The organism is Bacillus timonensis, from assembly GCF_000285535.1.
Taxonomy (GTDB): Bacteria; Bacillota; Bacilli; order Bacillales; family Bacillaceae_L; genus Ferdinandcohnia; species Ferdinandcohnia timonensis.
Genome location: NZ_HE610985.1, coordinates 784,264 through 799,085, shown reverse-complemented (window position 1 = coordinate 799,085; position 14,822 = coordinate 784,264). Strand labels below are relative to the sequence as shown.

Sequence of the window (14,822 nt, the reverse complement as noted above, 5' to 3'; positions counted from 1 at the left end):
ATAGCTCTGTCCTTTTTGGGACATCCCAAGTAAACGTATATAAGTTGCAACTGGATTTTCGTTGATCTGCTTTAGTTGATCTTTTGTTGTATTGGTTAGGACATGTAAACAAAGTCGTTGAAGTCTTGTCCATGTATAGCGTTTTGTTTTAAGTTTTTCCATAAAATCTTGAAACGAAATTGCCTCTGAGATATAAGTTAATAGTCTATTTTCAATTCCTTCTTCTGCCTCGTAAATATTTGCTAATTCAGATGGTGTAGTCGTAAGTAATTTATACTTTAATAATGTAAAATACTCCTCCCATCTATGGAATAATTCATTCTCATGATAATAGGTTGATAGCCATTTGGTCGTTGATGGTGGGATATAGTTTTTGATTTCATCCATATTTTTTTCAGCAGAAAATAATGTCTTACGTATGCTAGTAGCACTTGCAATAGACTCGTGGGAAAACGTTTCGTCATGATAGCCTGCAGATGTTCGTAAGATTGTTTCTGCTTTAAGAGAACTTTTTTGGTCATGAATCGCTGCTACGTAATGATAGCCTAAAATATTATTTGGTTTTGATAAATCAACGTATGTATCATGATTTGAAAGTGAAGAATAAGCAAGAGATGCTGCCTTAGGATAGCTGTACCCTTTTTTCATATACTGCTCAATTCTGTGATTATAGCTTTGTCGATTTTTTTTCATAAAATCAAGGGTGTCTTCGAAGTCATTAATCGTTCCATTTTCACTTCCAAAGCAAACTTTGTCACAATAGAGTGCGCTTAAAAGCGCAATTGCTCCATTAGCAAAGTTTTCAGCCTTTTGAGTGGCAAAAGCATACGGTAATTCAACGACAATATCAACACCAGCTTCTAATGCCATTTTGGTCCGAGTCCATTTTGAAACTAGTGCAGGCTCACCGCGTTGTAGAAAGTTTCCACTCATCACTGCAATTGTACAATCTGCATTTGTTTTTCGTTTTGTTTCTTCAAGATGATACTTATGTCCATTATGAAAAGGATTATATTCAACAATAACTCCAACCGACTTCATCTGTTACTCCTTTATGAAAAAACTTATTTTTAAATATCATTTTTTTGGAAAAGCTGATATAGTAGATAAGTATCTACACAATTAGTATAGTGTAAAGAAAAAATATTGACAAATGTAATCCGCAAAGCTATAATTACCTTTGTTGCGCTTCGAGGTGATTTCACTTGAAATGGACAATTAATCAATTAAATCAGTTGGCTCAAAAAGGTCTAATGATTGATGAAATTGTGGATGTAAGAGACTTAATGGAGATTGATAAATCAATTCGAGACATTACTCCTGTACAAGTAACCGGTCGTGCTGATCTTAGCTCTACAAAAGCTAGCTTCCATTTAACAATTTCAGGGTCTATGATTTTACCTTGTTCTCGAACTTTGGTTGATGTGAAATTTCCATTCGAGATTAGAACAACTGAAACGTTTTTACTTAGAGAAACATCTGATTTTGACCTAGAGTCGGATGATGATATTCATCAAGTACGTGGAGAAGTAATTGATTTACTTCCAATAATCAAGGAAAATATTTTACTTGAAATACCAATTCAGATTTTTTGTGATGATTCGAATTCTGAAGATGCTGCACCACAGTCAGGACAAGATTGGGAAGTTATTACTGAAGACGATAAGAAGAACAAGATTGATCCCCGATTGGCAGGACTAGCAAAATTCTTTGAAGACGAATAAAATCCATCTTGATCTATTTTTTTTAAGGAGGTGGGAATAATGGCTGTACCTTTTAGAAGAACATCTAAGACTAGAAAAAGATTACGTCGTACACATTTCAAATTACAAGTGCCAGGTATGGTGGCATGCCCAAATTGTGGTGAAATGAAATTAGCACACCGCGTATGTAAAGAATGCGGTAGTTACAAAGGAAAAGAAGTTGTTAACAAATAATTTTGTTAACAAGTTAAAAGCGTGTTGATACAGTGGTATCAACACGCTTTTTATTTTGTCCAAATTTCCAACTTATCAGTGTTGCGAATTCCAGCATTACCAGTACAATAAAGGTAAAAAGGATAAGGGGATAATGATGTCAAAATACATAGTAAAACGAGATAAAGATGGAATCGTTTGGTTTACAATCAATCGGCCTGAAAAATGGAATGCAATAGATTATGATATTATGGATGGAATTGAAAAAACCCTCAATGAGGTTGAAGAAAATGATGATGATAAGGTTTTGGTTATTACGGGAACTGGGTCAAAAGCATTTTGTTCAGGTGGAGATTTATCTGTCTTTCAAAATCTTCAAACAGAAGAAGAAGCTTACAAAATGCTCATGAAAATGGGAATGATATTACACACATTGGCCACTTTATCAAAGCCGACAATTGCTCTATTGAACGGACTAGCAATAGGGGGAGGGTGTGAACTTGCGACTGCTTGTGATTATAGACTAGCATCAGATGAAAGTAGATTCGGTTTTGTTCAAGGTAAACAAGGTATTACAACAGGATGGGGTGGTGCAACTATGCTACTAGAAAGAATGATGATCGATAAAGCATACCATCTCCTTTTAACTGGGGAAATTATCTCTGCTAAGGAAGGGAAAGCACTTGGTTTTATTCAACAAGTTTTTCCAGAGGACAATTCTATCAAGAGCTGTAAAGATTTTATTGCTAAAGAAATAGTACATAGTAATAAAGTAGTAAAAGCATATAAAAAAGTTGTAAATAGAAAATGGGCAGCTACTGGATTAAGGGAAAGAATGATTGAAGAAATCAAGGAATGCTCTGCATTGTGGGTATCTAATGAACACCTTGTGGCTGTCCGGAAAATCATGCAAAAGGAATAATTCTTTTCTTGCTAGAGTGTGTATAGTCTATCTTTTCTACTACATGCATATATATGTGTAAAAAGAAGTTTAGGAGGGAAAAGATATGACATCAACACGTCAAGATGCATGGACTCAAGATGAAGATTTATTGCTTGCTGAGGTAGTATTGCGCCATATTCGTGAAGGGGGAACACAATTAGGTGCATTTGAAGAAGTGGGACGTACATTATCACGGACTGCAGCTGCATGTGGTTTTAGATGGAATTCATATGTCCGCAAACAATATAAATCTGGAATTGAGCTTGCTAAAAAACAGCGAAAAGCGTTAAAAAAACATACTAATGGAGAACCAATTCAGCAACAACAAGCTGAACCAGAAATAGCAGAAAGTGTAAGTAGGCAGACTTCGGAATTGCAACTTCGGGATGTCATCCGATTCCTTGAAGAATATGAAAAAACCGAGAATGAGCTCCAAAATGTAGTCAATGAAAATAAAAGTTTGAACCATCAAATAAGTAAGCTCCAAGAGCAGGTCAAAACTTTAAGTGCTCAAAAAAATACATTGGAAAGTAATATTCAATTAATTGAAGAAGATTATAAGGCATTAATTGAAATTATGGAACGAGCTCGCAAAATGGTGGTTCTTCAGGAGGACGAAAGAAGCAAAAAGGTGAAATTTCAAATGGATCGAAATGGGAATTTGGAAAGAGTTGAAAAATAACGTAAAAACAGCTGACATTATGTTCAGCTGTTTTTCTTTATGCATAGCGCTATTCTTGGTCTAGTCTATTTCGTTTACACCTTCTGGAAACCAAAGTAGAGGGTTTTCTCCAAGGTCACGTTCCATGTTGTAAGCTGCAGGTGAAAACCCCATTTTCTCCCAAAATTCTGAAGATTTTACACGTGGGTTTGTCTTAATCGGTAGGTTATATGATTTTGCATAGTCCACTAGGGCTTTTCCAAAGCCTTTTTTCTGATAGTTTGGTAGTACTTCAAGTTTCCAAAGCTCTAAATAGTCTTGAGCGGGATCAAAATATTTGTTGAATTTTTTGTCAACACGATAAAGGCTCATTCGGGCCACTAATTTATCACCATAGTAAATTCCGTAAAAAGGTGAAACGCTATCATTTTCAATAATATTTGATTCAAGGTCTTCAAGCATGGATAGTTCCTGGAGACCATATTCCTTGAAATCTTTAAATTCTTCAAGTGTTTTATAGTTTACTAATAATTTCTCAACTTTTGCCGTATACATTTGATATCCCCCTTGTGATTCATCTATGAGAATCTGTAATGATGACAATATATTCATTATATAACAAAATTACAAAAAATTCTGTAGAAAAATATAGTAAACGCTTTCAATTATGTGCAGGAAAATGTAGATGAGTGTTGAAATTTTATATTATATCCTAATGTCTCGTTGGGAAAGGGGTAGAAATTCTTGAAAAAAGTGTTGATTGCAAACAGGGGAGAAATCGCTTCTAGGATCATTAAAACATGTCATGAGATGGGAATCGAAACGGTTGCTGTCTATTCAGATGCGGACAGGGAGTTGCCGTTTGTCAAACAAGCAACCGTTGCGCACCGAATCGGTGAGCCTCCCGTTCTGAAATCTTATCTTCAAATGGATAAAATTATCGAAATTGCAGAGCGTGAGCAAGTGGATGGCGTCCATCCTGGTTATGGCTTCTTGTCAGAAAATGCAAGTTTTGCTGAGGCAATTGCGAAAAGATCAATTGTTTTTATCGGACCATCACCCTCGATTATTTCCTTAATGGGGGATAAGGTCAAAGCGAGACAAACTATGATTGATGCGGGGGTCCCGGTAGTCCCGGGAAGCGATTGTGGCATCCAGACAATTGATGAAGCCTGTATACTTGCAGCGGAATATGGCTACCCAGTTATGCTAAAAGCAAGTGGTGGTGGGGGTGGAATCGGGATGGTTTGTTGTCATTCCGAAGAAGAATTACAAAAGGCATTTCAAACAACTAAGACTCGAGCTAAATCGTATTTTGGAAACGATGAGGTATTCATTGAAAAATTTATTCCAAATGCAAGGCATATTGAGGTGCAGATTTTTGGGGATCATCATGGAAACATTGTGCATCTCTTTGAAAGAGATTGTTCGATTCAACGACGAAATCAAAAAGTAATTGAGGAAACACCGTCTCCTTTTCTTTCTAAAGAAACACGTGAAAAAATCTGTAATGCTGCTAAAAAGGCAGCAGCATTTGTCCAATATACGAATGCTGGAACAATTGAATTTATTGTCGATGAAGAAGAAAACTTTTACTTTTTAGAGATGAATACAAGACTTCAGGTTGAGCATGCGATTACAGAGATGATTACCAATATCAACCTTGTGAAATGGCAGCTGCTCGTTGCAAGGGGTGAAAAATTACCTTTGTCCCAAAAAGAAATTATCTTAACAGGACATTCTATTGAGTTTCGCGTTTATGCAGAAGACCCAATCAAATTCTTTCCGTCACCAGGAAAAATTGAGGAATATACTCTGCCTTTAGATGTACAGAATGTTCGAGTTGATAATGGATATGAAGTAGGAACTTCAGTTTCACCATTTTACGACCCAATGATTGCCAAAATTATTGTAAAAGGTAATGACCGAAAAGAAACCATTCAAATAGCTCAAAAGTATCTTAATCAAATTATGATTAAAGGAATAAAAACAAATATCCCATTATTTCAAGAAGTCATTATTGAGGATTCCTTTCTTAAAGGAGAATATACGACCAACTATTTACAAAACTTGAGGAGGAACTAAAGATGAAGGAAATAACAGCAAGTATGGCAGGTACAGTTTTACAAGTATTGGTTTCAGAAGGTGAAGAAATACATGAAGGTCAAGTTGTGGTTGTGCTGGAATCAATGAAAATGGAAATTCCTATTGAAAGTGAAGTAGTTGGTAAGATTTCGAATGTAAAAGTTGAAATAGGTGACTTTGTAAATGAGGACGACGTATTACTTGTACTAGAATAATTGATAGGAGGTCAATCATGCTTCATACAAAGAATTTAGATCAAAAACTCATAGAAAAAAGTAAAGAAATTGAAGCCGGAGGGCACGAAAAATATCACCAAAAACTTAAAGAACAAAATAAATTATTCGTCCGAGATCGCCTTCGACTTCTATTTGATAATGGTATCTATCAAGAGGATGGGAAGTTTGCTAACAATACGGCTGGAGATCTTCCAGCTGACGGTGTTGTTACCGCACTTGGAGAAATAAATGGTCAGAAAGTTTGTGTGATGGCGAATGATTCAACCGTTAAAGCGGGCTCGTGGGGAGCCCGAACCGTTGAAAAAATCATTCGCATCCAAGAAACTGCGGAGAAACTTCGCGTGCCACTTTTATATTTAGTAGATTCAGCTGGAGCACGGATAACAGATCAGCTTGAAATGTTTCCAAACCGTCGTGGGGCAGGACGAATTTTCCATAATCAAGTAAAACTCTCGGGAATGATTCCACAGATTTGTATTTTATTTGGTCCCTCAGCAGCGGGTGGAGCATACATACCTGCTTTTTGCGATATTGTGATTATGGTCGATAAAAATGCATCAATGTATTTAGGTTCACCACGGATGGCTGAAAAAGTCATTGGTGAGAAGGTGACATTAGAAGAAATGGGCGGTGCAAGAATGCACTGTACGGTAAGTGGTTGTGGTGATGTACTTGCGGCAAATGAAGAAGAAGCCATTCAAAGTGCACGTAGGTATTTGAAATTTTTCCCTGCAAATTACTTGAAAAAACCATCAAATGTAGAAGGGGTATCACCTAAAGCTGGAAAAAGCTTGGAAGAAATCATTCCTGTCAATCAGAATGCTCCTTTTAATATGTATGAAGGGATTGATACCCTTATTGATGAAGGCAGCTTTTATGAAGTGAAAAAGCTGTTCGCGCCTGAAATTATAACGGGTCTTGCCCGTATCGACGGAAAACCAGTAGGAATTATTGCTAATCAGCCAAAAGTAAAGGGTGGCGTCTTGTTCGTGGATTCTGCGGACAAAGCTGCTAAATTTATTACATTATGTGATGCGTTCCATATCCCATTGGTGTTTTTGGCGGATGTCCCTGGATTCATGATTGGAACAAAAGTTGAAAGAGCAGGAATCATCCGACATGGAGCGAAGTTGATTGCAGCAATGAGTTCTGCAACTGTGCCTAAAATATCCGTTATCGTTCGAAAGGCATATGGTGCTGGTCTTTATGCAATGGCAGGTCCTGCGTTTGATCCTGATTACTGTGTTGCCCTTCCTACCGCTCAAATTGCGGTTATGGGACCTGAAGCAGCGGTTAATGCGGTTTATTCAAACAAAATCAATGAAATTGAAGATCCGAAAGAACGAATGTCGTTTGTTCAACAGAAACAACAGGATTATAAGGAGACAATTGATATCTACAAGCTTGCATCTGAGCTTATTGTTGACGATATTGTCCCTGCTGTAGAATTACGGGAAGTTCTTATTAACCGTTTGGCTTTTTATGAAAGTAAAGAAATTGAATTTGGCCATAAGAAACATCCTGTATATCCAGTATAATTAGATACGAAGTGTATCCCCAAAGGGTGTTTCCTTTGGGGTTTTCGTATGTTGTAAAATTTTGCTCACCTTTTAATAAGGTACACTAGTCATTTTGTCTGACTTTTTGATAAAATGATAGTAGGTCGAAATATGGAGTGGAAACTATGAAAATTGGAATAATCGGTGGAGGTTCCATCGGGTTACTATTTGCGGGCTATCTGTCAGAAAACAATGATGTTACCGTATACACTAGAACTACACACCAGGCTGATGAAATTAATAAAATAGGTGTAACAATCAACAAACAAAATTTTTCAAAAACATTTCGTGTACAAGCTGTAACAAGTAGCTCTTCTGTTCTAGACAAAGATCTAGTCTTCATTGCAGTCAAACAATATACATTAAATGACGTTTTATCAAATGTTCAAGATTTAGAAAAAGTCCAAACTATTTGCTTCCTTCAAAACGGAATGAGCCATATCAACATGATGAAACAACTCGAAAATCCTAATATTCTTGTTGGAGTTGTGGAACACGGGGCATTTAAGATAAATGAAACGACTGTCATACATACTGGAATAGGTCGAACAAAGATAGGGGTTTTTAAAGGAAAGAATTATGGTTTAGATAAGGAGATTTATAATTTTCCAATCGAATTTCATAAAAATTGGTATGAAATCATATCATCTAAGCTCATTGCAAATGCTGTAATCAATCCGTTAACAGCCCTTTATGGCGTCAGAAATGGGGAATTGCTCCATAATGAATATTTTCACAATCAAATGAATGCTGTCTTTAATGACATCATTTCTGTCATTCCTTCTAATAAAAACGAAATGTGGGAGCTTGTGACCACGATTTGCAAAAATACTGCTGAAAATAAATCTTCTATGCTTCGAGACATTGAGGAGGGGAGAAAAACAGAGGTTGATGCGATTTTAGGATATTTGTTAGTTGAAGCTGAAAAATTAAAACAAGAAGTAGCAGTCATACAATTTCTTTTTGATTCTATAAAAGGGCTTGAAATAAAAGGGGGATAGGGAATGGTCAATTTTTTTGCTAGTATAGCTGCGACATTTGTTACAGTTCCTTTATTAGGATTTTTACTAGTCTACATAATTAGTAGATTTATTTTAAAAAACACTCGAAAATCATTTTTTCTATCTGTTGATGTCACGACTGTATTTTTTCTCATCGCAGTGCATTACCTTTTGCTTGTGATTGTTGGAAAGAGCATGCTTTGGCTGATCATTCTTTTCCTCATCATGTCTATTTTGTTTATGGGTTTCGTTACATGGAGGAAGAGCCGAGAGATAGAAATGATGAAGGTAGTGAGAAAGTCTTGGAGATTCGTTTTTTTAACTTCAACGGTTGCTTATTTTGTTTTACTGCTCATTGGACTGGTCCACCGTATTTTTACAACTACAATAAATTAAATAACCATGAGCGGATATTTTTGGATTCTATAAAAAGCGTGCTATACTCATCTAAGATATATACTGGATAAGAAAGGAAGAACAATAATTTATGGAGGTTTTGGATCTCTCTTTGCCAGCTTCAAATCGATTAATGAATGATTACCTTTCAGGTAGAATGGATATAGAGAAATTTTTCGATTATGACATACATTCTCCTTTAGTCTATGAGGTGAGAAAAAAAGATCTTATAAAACGATATTTTGAACGCGAAAAACTTGTAGAGCATTTGCTTGCTTTTAATAAAAGATTAAATTACCATCCAAATACGATTGACAATATCAACAAACTAACAAATCCAAATAGTATGGTAATTATAGGTGGTCAGCAAGCGGGTGTAATGACTGGTCCGTTATATACAATTCATAAAATCGTTTCTATTATAAAGCTTGCAAAAGAACAAGAAGGGACATTAAATGTACCCGTTATACCGGTGTTTTGGATTGCAGGAGAAGATCATGATTTTGCAGAGATCAATCACCTCTATGTAAACCTTAAGAATGGTATTCGAAAAAGGGCGGTCCCACAATATCACAATCGGAAGACAATGGTATCATCGATAGAAATCGAACAAAATGGGTTACTGGAGTGGATTGAAGACATATTTGAGACATATGGAGAAACCAATTATACAAATGGTTTACTCGATCGATTAACAGGCTATGTAAATAAATCAAAAACATATGTAGATTTCTTTATACAAATTATTAATGAACTATTTGGAGAATCGGGGCTTGTTCTTGTGGATTCTGGTTCGAAAGAAATTAGAAAGCTTCAATCGCAATATTTAAGAAAAATGGTTGAAAAAAATAGAGAAATCCATGATTCGCTGTTACTACAGCAGGAAGTACTGTCATCATATCAGTATCCAAAAACAATAGACATGAACGAGTCTAGTGCAAATCTTTTCTATACTCAGAATGATGAACGCATATTGCTTGAGTATAATGTGGCACATGATATATTTAGCGGGAAAAATAATGAGTGTATCCTTTGTGGTGACGAATTGCTTGAAGTAGCGGAGAACCAACCGGAACTTCTTAGTAACAACGTTGTTACTCGGCCAGTTATGCAGGAGCTCTTATTCCCAACTCTTGCGTTTATTTCTGGACCTGGTGAGGTATCCTATTGGGCAGAACTTAAACAAGTGTTTTCGGTAATGGACATTGAGATGCCGCCTGTCGTGCCACGATTAATGATGACAATTGTAGAAAGAGCGATTGAATCCAATATTGAAGATATTGGTTTAACAATTGAGGGTGCCTTAGCTGGTGAACTTGAAAAAGCAAAAAAGACATGGTTGGATAAGCAAACATCTGATGTGGACAGGGTGATTAATGAAGCAAAGAAAGAAGTAGAGCAAATCCACAAAAAGGTTCGAAATGTGGGACTTGAAGTTGATTCAGGATTAGCGGAACTTTTATTAAAAAATGCGCAAAACATTCAAGCCCAGTTTGACTTCCTAAAGAACACATTTAATCGTAGTATATTAAAACGTAATGAAATTGAATTGAATCGGTTCAACCGTATTGAAACATCACTTCTCCCACTTGGTTCCCCGCAAGAGAGAGTATGGAATGTGTATTACTATTTAAATAAGTATGGAGACGAATTTATTAAAGATTTAGTAGAACTCCCGTTTGAATTTAACGGAAAACATAAGGTAATAAAACTATAAAAAACCTATCGAAAATCCTCGGAATTCCGGGGATTTTTTCATTTGGAAAAAAATAATAATTTTGGGTGGTGGAAAGTGGGGGATTGTGGTAATATAAATACAGAAAGTGGGGACAATGGATATGTTCATGGGAGAATACCATCATACTGTTGATACGAAGGGCCGAATGATAATACCTGCTAAGTTTCGAGATAACCTAGGTGAAACATTTGTTTTAACTAGGGGATTGGATCAATGCTTGTTCGGTTACCCACAATCTGAATGGAAAATACTTGAGGATAAATTAAAAACACTCCCATTGACTAAAAAAGACGCTCGTGCTTTCACACGATTTTTCTTTTCTGGAGCGATTGAATGTGAACTTGATAAACAAGGAAGAGTAAATATTGCAACACCACTTCTTTCGTATGCTGGGCTTGAAAAGGAATGTGTGGTGCTTGGGGTATCAAACCGTATTGAAATTTGGAGTAAGGAGAAGTGGGAAGAATATTTTGCTGCTTCTGAAGAATCTTTTTCTGATATAGCTGAAAATATGATCGGTTTTGATATATAATTATCTTCTGTGTTAAAGATAATAATGATATAACAAGATAATTATAAGAGGTGCAAACATGTTCGAACACAAAACCGTTCTATTAAAAGAGGCTGCAGATGGATTAAAGATTCATCCAGATGGAATATACGTTGACTGCACACTTGGTGGTGCAGGACATAGTTCATACATAGCTTCTAAACTTTCAAACAAAGGCAAGTTATTTGCTTTTGATCAAGATGATATCGCCATTGACCATGCAAGGGACAAACTTGCGAAATATGGTGACATTGTTACCATCATCAAAAGTAATTTTGCCAACATAACTGAAAAATTACATGAACATGGTATAACAGCCGTTGATGGAATTTTATTTGACTTGGGTGTTTCGTCTCCGCAATTGGACAACCCGGAAAGAGGGTTTAGCTACCATCACGATGCACCACTTGATATGAGAATGAACCAAGATTCGTCATTATCAGCGTATGATGTTGTAAATCATTGGTCATATGAACAAATGGTAAGGATCTTTTTTCAATACGGAGAAGAAAAATTTTCAAAACAAATTGCTAGAAAAATAGAAGCGGCAAGGGAAAAGAAACCCATTGAAACAACTTTAGAGCTGGTGGACTTAATTAAAGAGGGGATTCCTGCTGCGGCAAGAAGAACTGGTGGACATCCAGCAAAAAGGATCTTTCAAGCGATTCGAATTGCAGTTAATGATGAATTAAAAGTATTTGAAGATGCAATTCATCAGTCAATTGAGCTTTTGGCGACAGGCGGACGGGTTAGTGTTATTACCTTTCACTCACTTGAGGACAGGATTTGTAAAGTAGCCTTTAAAAAGGCAAGCGAAGGGCCACCCCTACCACCGGGATTACCAATTATACCAGATGAATACAAACCAAAATTAAAACTTATCACAAGAAAACCGATATTACCTTCAGAAGAGGAATTAGAGGTTAACAAAAGAGCCCGTTCTGCAAAGCTAAGAATTGCAGAGAAACTCTGATCGAAAAAACAAGTGATTTTTGTGAAACATAAAAGAGATACTTAAGGAGGGATATGATGAGTAATTTAGCATACAAAGTTAGACAAACAGAAAACTACCAACCAGATCAAACACCAAAGACGAGACCAACTAGAAGACAGAAATTTCGAATTTCGATAGGGGAAAAGGTATTGGGGATGATATTCTCAATAGCTGTGATATTCTGCGCTATTCATATCATATCTAACCAAGTATCCATATACAAAACAAATATCGAAATTCAGCAAATCGAAGCGTCAATCAGTCAACAAACAAAAACAAACAATGACCTTTATGTACAAGTTCAAGAATTAAGCGAATATGAACGACTTTGGGAAAAAGCTAGAGAACTTGGCCTAGTGTTAAATGAGAATAACGTTAAAGTTGTGCAAGGAAATTAATTATGAAAATGAAGGTTAAAAATAACAATATAAATAGAGGAGCAGCATTTATTAGTATAATATTTGCTTTGCTCTTTTTTACATTAATGGCAAGATTTTTGTATATCCAAGGTACAGGTAAGGTTGATGGTGTCGTTTTAGCGGCTTTAGCAGAAGAAAAATATACGAAACAAAGAGTGATTGACGCGCATCGAGGAGCGATTTATGACCGCAATGGTAATCCGATTGCTGAAGATACTTCATCTTACACCGTTGTCGCAATCCTTGATAAAGAATTAACCGTTGACGAAGATAACCCACAACATGTTGTTGATCCTGAAGAAACGGCTCGTAAGCTTGCTCCACTTTTAAATATGGATGAAAACGAAATGTATAAAATATTGACAAAACCTAAAAGAAAACAGGTTGAATTTGGTACTTTTGGTCGAGATATTAGTACATCATTAAAGCAGGAAATTGAAAGCCTGGAATTACCAGGAATTGCGTTTAGAAGAGAATTAAAACGCTACTACCCGAATGGAACTTTTGCATCATATGTTGTCGGGTATGCTCAGAAGGTCACTGACGAGAAAACGAAGGCGACGGAAACTGTCGGGATGTTGGGGGTTGAAAAAAGCCTTGATAAATATCTCCGTGAAGAAGATGGATATATGAAATTCCAGAGTGATACGAAAGGCTATAAACTGCCAGATGCTAAAGAACAAATAGTAGCTCCTGATAATGGAAGTAATGTCTACTTAACGATTGACCAAACGATACAAACCTTTTTAGAGGACGCTATGAACATGGCTGTCAAGGAATATGAGCCTGAAAAAGTAATTGGTGTTGTCGCAAACCCAAAAACAGGTGAAATCTTAGCTATGGGAACAAGACCTAGCTTTGACCCAAATAGTAGAAACATCGAAAATTATTTGAATGATGTCATTTCCTATCCATTTGAACCAGGTTCAACGATGAAAATATTCACATTAGCAGCAGCGATTGAAGAGGGAGTCTATAATGGGAATGCTACATTTGCTTCCGGGAGCTACTCTGCTGGTGGAGAAACGATTCGTGACCATAACAGGGTAGGTTGGGGAACAATAACTTATGACGAGGGCGTGTTAAAATCTTCTAACGTTGCCTTTGCGAAAATTGCAAACGAACAGTTAGGGACAGATAAGTTATTAGAGTATTTAGGTCGTTTTGGACTTGATCGACCAACTGGCATTGATTTAGAAGGTGAAGTTGAAAATACAATTAACTATAAATGGGAGATTGATAGAGTTTCAACGGCGTTTGGACAAGCATCCTCTGTTACACCAATTCAGCAAGTGCAGGCAGCTACTGCGATTGCCAATGGTGGTAAGATGATGAAGCCATATGTTGTTGATAAGATTGTCGACCCTGATACAAACAAAACGGTTGTAAATCATAAGCCTCAAGTGGCAGGACAACCTGTATCAGCAGGTACAGCAAAGCGAGTAATGGATTTACTAGGCAAGGTTGTAACGGATGGGACAGGAAGACTGTATAATCTTGAAGGTTATCAAGTAGCTGGGAAAACGGGTACTGCACAAATACCTAGTCCGAAAGGTGGTTATTTAGCAGGGAGGGGTAATTTCATTTACTCGTTCCTCGGAATGGCTCCAATGGATGATCCGAAACTAATCGTTTATGTTGCTGTTCAACAACCAAAGCTTAAGGACACAGACATTGGAAATGAACCAGTCGCAATTGTTTTCAACCATGTAATGCAGAATAGCTTGCAATACTTAAATATTCAACCGAATGAGCAAAAGGTTGAAAAGAATGTGAGTGTCGATAAAGAAATTAAAACAGACTCATATGTAGGAAAATCAATCGGCGAGGCAAAGTCGTTGATTGAAAAGCTAAAACTTCAAGCAACTATTATTGGAAATGGAAAGAATATTACTGCTCAAAGTCCAAAGCAAGGGGAAAAAATTCTACCAAATGAACCAATATTCCTTCTTACCGACCAAGAACCAACCCTGCCTGATATGACGGGGTGGTCTTTAAGGGATGTCATGAGAGTTGCTGATCTAATGAATATCGAAGTTTCATATAGCGGTACAGGGTATGTTGTAAATCAAAGCTTAGCGGCAGGATCTATTATAAAAAGTGGTGATAAGGTAACTGTAAAACTTGAACCACCAAACACACCAAAAGAAGAAAAGGTTGACGAAGAAAAAAGTGAACAAAAAGACGAAGGGAACTGAATTTTTCAGTTCCTTTTTTAATGAATGAAAATATACATGATTCCGTACTTAGTTTTCGATGTCTACCTCGAGCCGATAGACGGGCGCCTTGTGCTTTTCTTTTACGTTCTATTCATATATGTACAA

Annotated in this window: 16 protein-coding genes; 14 read left to right on the top strand and 2 right to left on the bottom strand. The window is 36.5% G+C overall.

Going from position 1 to position 14,822, the window contains the following annotated elements:
* The coding region (locus BTHG_RS04260) for a nucleotidyltransferase (RefSeq protein WP_010282707.1) at nucleotides 1-1,041 on the bottom strand (1,041 nt) is incomplete at its 3' end.
* Between the two features lie 164 nt (nucleotides 1,042-1,205).
* Between BTHG_RS04260 and BTHG_RS04255 the strand changes: the two genes are divergently transcribed.
* The 4 genes from BTHG_RS04255 (at nucleotide 1,206) to gerR (ending at nucleotide 3,541) form a co-directional block, all read left to right on the top strand.
* Nucleotides 1,206-1,724, top strand: a complete 519-nt coding sequence (locus BTHG_RS04255) for a YceD family protein (protein ID WP_010282704.1) — start codon at nucleotides 1,206-1,208, stop codon at nucleotides 1,722-1,724.
* A 39-nt stretch (nucleotides 1,725-1,763) separates the two neighbouring features.
* Entirely contained in the window at nucleotides 1,764-1,937 is a 174-nt protein-coding gene (gene rpmF / locus BTHG_RS04250; RefSeq protein ID WP_010282702.1) for a 50S ribosomal protein L32, read from the top strand.
* A 136-nt stretch (nucleotides 1,938-2,073) separates the two neighbouring features.
* Nucleotides 2,074-2,838 (top strand): enoyl-CoA hydratase/isomerase family protein, encoded by a 765-nt coding sequence (locus tag BTHG_RS04245; RefSeq protein WP_010282700.1) that lies wholly within the window; start codon nucleotides 2,074-2,076, stop codon nucleotides 2,836-2,838.
* 85 nt (nucleotides 2,839-2,923) lie between these two features.
* Nucleotides 2,924-3,541 (top strand): sporulation-specific transcriptional regulator GerR, encoded by a 618-nt coding sequence (gerR, locus tag BTHG_RS04240; RefSeq protein ID WP_010282698.1) that lies wholly within the window; start codon nucleotides 2,924-2,926, stop codon nucleotides 3,539-3,541.
* Nucleotides 3,542-3,601: 60 nt separating this feature from the next.
* Here gerR and BTHG_RS04235 read toward each other — a convergent pair whose 3' ends face one another.
* Complete coding sequence (locus BTHG_RS04235; RefSeq protein WP_010282697.1) at nucleotides 3,602-4,075, bottom strand: N-acetyltransferase; 474 nt, start codon at nucleotides 4,073-4,075, stop codon at nucleotides 3,602-3,604.
* Nucleotides 4,076-4,264: 189 nt separating this feature from the next.
* Here BTHG_RS04235 and BTHG_RS04230 point away from each other — a divergent pair, with 189 nt between their 5' ends.
* The 10 genes from BTHG_RS04230 (at nucleotide 4,265) to BTHG_RS04185 (ending at nucleotide 14,696) form a co-directional block, all read left to right on the top strand.
* Entirely contained in the window at nucleotides 4,265-5,605 is a 1,341-nt protein-coding gene (locus tag BTHG_RS04230; protein ID WP_010282695.1) for an acetyl-CoA carboxylase biotin carboxylase subunit, read from the top strand.
* Between the two features lie 2 nt (nucleotides 5,606-5,607).
* Nucleotides 5,608-5,820, top strand: a complete 213-nt coding sequence (locus tag BTHG_RS04225; RefSeq protein ID WP_010282692.1) for a biotin/lipoyl-containing protein — start codon at nucleotides 5,608-5,610, stop codon at nucleotides 5,818-5,820.
* 17 nt (nucleotides 5,821-5,837) lie between these two features.
* Nucleotides 5,838-7,379 (top strand): acyl-CoA carboxylase subunit beta, encoded by a 1,542-nt coding sequence (locus BTHG_RS04220; protein ID WP_010282690.1) that lies wholly within the window; start codon nucleotides 5,838-5,840, stop codon nucleotides 7,377-7,379.
* A gap of 146 nt (nucleotides 7,380-7,525) precedes the next feature.
* On the top strand, nucleotides 7,526-8,401 hold the full coding sequence (locus BTHG_RS04215; RefSeq protein ID WP_010282689.1) for a 2-dehydropantoate 2-reductase: 876 nt from the start codon (nucleotides 7,526-7,528) through the stop codon (nucleotides 8,399-8,401).
* Nucleotides 8,402-8,404: 3 nt separating this feature from the next.
* On the top strand, nucleotides 8,405-8,797 hold the full coding sequence (locus BTHG_RS04210; protein WP_010282688.1) for a DUF3397 domain-containing protein: 393 nt from the start codon (nucleotides 8,405-8,407) through the stop codon (nucleotides 8,795-8,797).
* 91 nt (nucleotides 8,798-8,888) lie between these two features.
* Entirely contained in the window at nucleotides 8,889-10,514 is a 1,626-nt protein-coding gene (gene bshC, locus BTHG_RS04205) for a bacillithiol biosynthesis cysteine-adding enzyme BshC (RefSeq protein WP_010282687.1), read from the top strand.
* A gap of 121 nt (nucleotides 10,515-10,635) precedes the next feature.
* Entirely contained in the window at nucleotides 10,636-11,067 is a 432-nt protein-coding gene (gene mraZ, locus BTHG_RS04200) for a division/cell wall cluster transcriptional repressor MraZ (RefSeq protein ID WP_010282685.1), read from the top strand.
* A gap of 58 nt (nucleotides 11,068-11,125) precedes the next feature.
* Nucleotides 11,126-12,058: a 16S rRNA (cytosine(1402)-N(4))-methyltransferase RsmH gene (gene rsmH / locus BTHG_RS04195; protein ID WP_010282683.1), complete on the top strand. Its 933-nt coding sequence runs from the start codon at nucleotides 11,126-11,128 to the stop codon at nucleotides 12,056-12,058.
* A gap of 56 nt (nucleotides 12,059-12,114) precedes the next feature.
* A complete protein-coding gene (gene ftsL, locus BTHG_RS04190; RefSeq protein WP_010282681.1) occupies nucleotides 12,115-12,477 on the top strand; it encodes a cell division protein FtsL in 363 nt (120 codons plus the stop codon).
* Nucleotides 12,478-12,479: 2 nt separating this feature from the next.
* Complete coding sequence (locus BTHG_RS04185; protein WP_010282680.1) at nucleotides 12,480-14,696, top strand: penicillin-binding protein; 2,217 nt, start codon at nucleotides 12,480-12,482, stop codon at nucleotides 14,694-14,696.
* The last annotated feature ends 126 nt before the right edge of the window (nucleotides 14,697-14,822 follow it).

Bases quoted from the DNA above. Each gene is read 5' to 3' on its own strand.
- BTHG_RS04235 (WP_010282697.1), bottom strand. From the start codon at position 4,075: ATGTATACGGCAAAAGTTGAGAAATTATTAGTAAACTATAAAACACTT.
- BTHG_RS04210 (WP_010282688.1), top strand. From the start codon at position 8,405: ATGGTCAATTTTTTTGCTAGTATAGCTGCGACATTTGTTACAGTTCCT.
- BTHG_RS04215 (WP_010282689.1), top strand. From the start codon at position 7,526: ATGAAAATTGGAATAATCGGTGGAGGTTCCATCGGGTTACTATTTGCG.
- gerR (WP_010282698.1), top strand. From the start codon at position 2,924: ATGACATCAACACGTCAAGATGCATGGACTCAAGATGAAGATTTATTG.
- mraZ (WP_010282685.1), top strand. From the start codon at position 10,636: ATGTTCATGGGAGAATACCATCATACTGTTGATACGAAGGGCCGAATG.
- rpmF (WP_010282702.1), top strand. From the start codon at position 1,764: ATGGCTGTACCTTTTAGAAGAACATCTAAGACTAGAAAAAGATTACGT.
- BTHG_RS04185 (WP_010282680.1), top strand. From the start codon at position 12,480: ATGAAAATGAAGGTTAAAAATAACAATATAAATAGAGGAGCAGCATTT.
- rsmH (WP_010282683.1), top strand. From the start codon at position 11,126: ATGTTCGAACACAAAACCGTTCTATTAAAAGAGGCTGCAGATGGATTA.
- BTHG_RS04245 (WP_010282700.1), top strand. From the start codon at position 2,074: ATGTCAAAATACATAGTAAAACGAGATAAAGATGGAATCGTTTGGTTT.
- bshC (WP_010282687.1), top strand. From the start codon at position 8,889: ATGGAGGTTTTGGATCTCTCTTTGCCAGCTTCAAATCGATTAATGAAT.
- ftsL (WP_010282681.1), top strand. From the start codon at position 12,115: ATGAGTAATTTAGCATACAAAGTTAGACAAACAGAAAACTACCAACCA.
- BTHG_RS04220 (WP_010282690.1), top strand. From the start codon at position 5,838: ATGCTTCATACAAAGAATTTAGATCAAAAACTCATAGAAAAAAGTAAA.
- BTHG_RS04225 (WP_010282692.1), top strand. From the start codon at position 5,608: ATGAAGGAAATAACAGCAAGTATGGCAGGTACAGTTTTACAAGTATTG.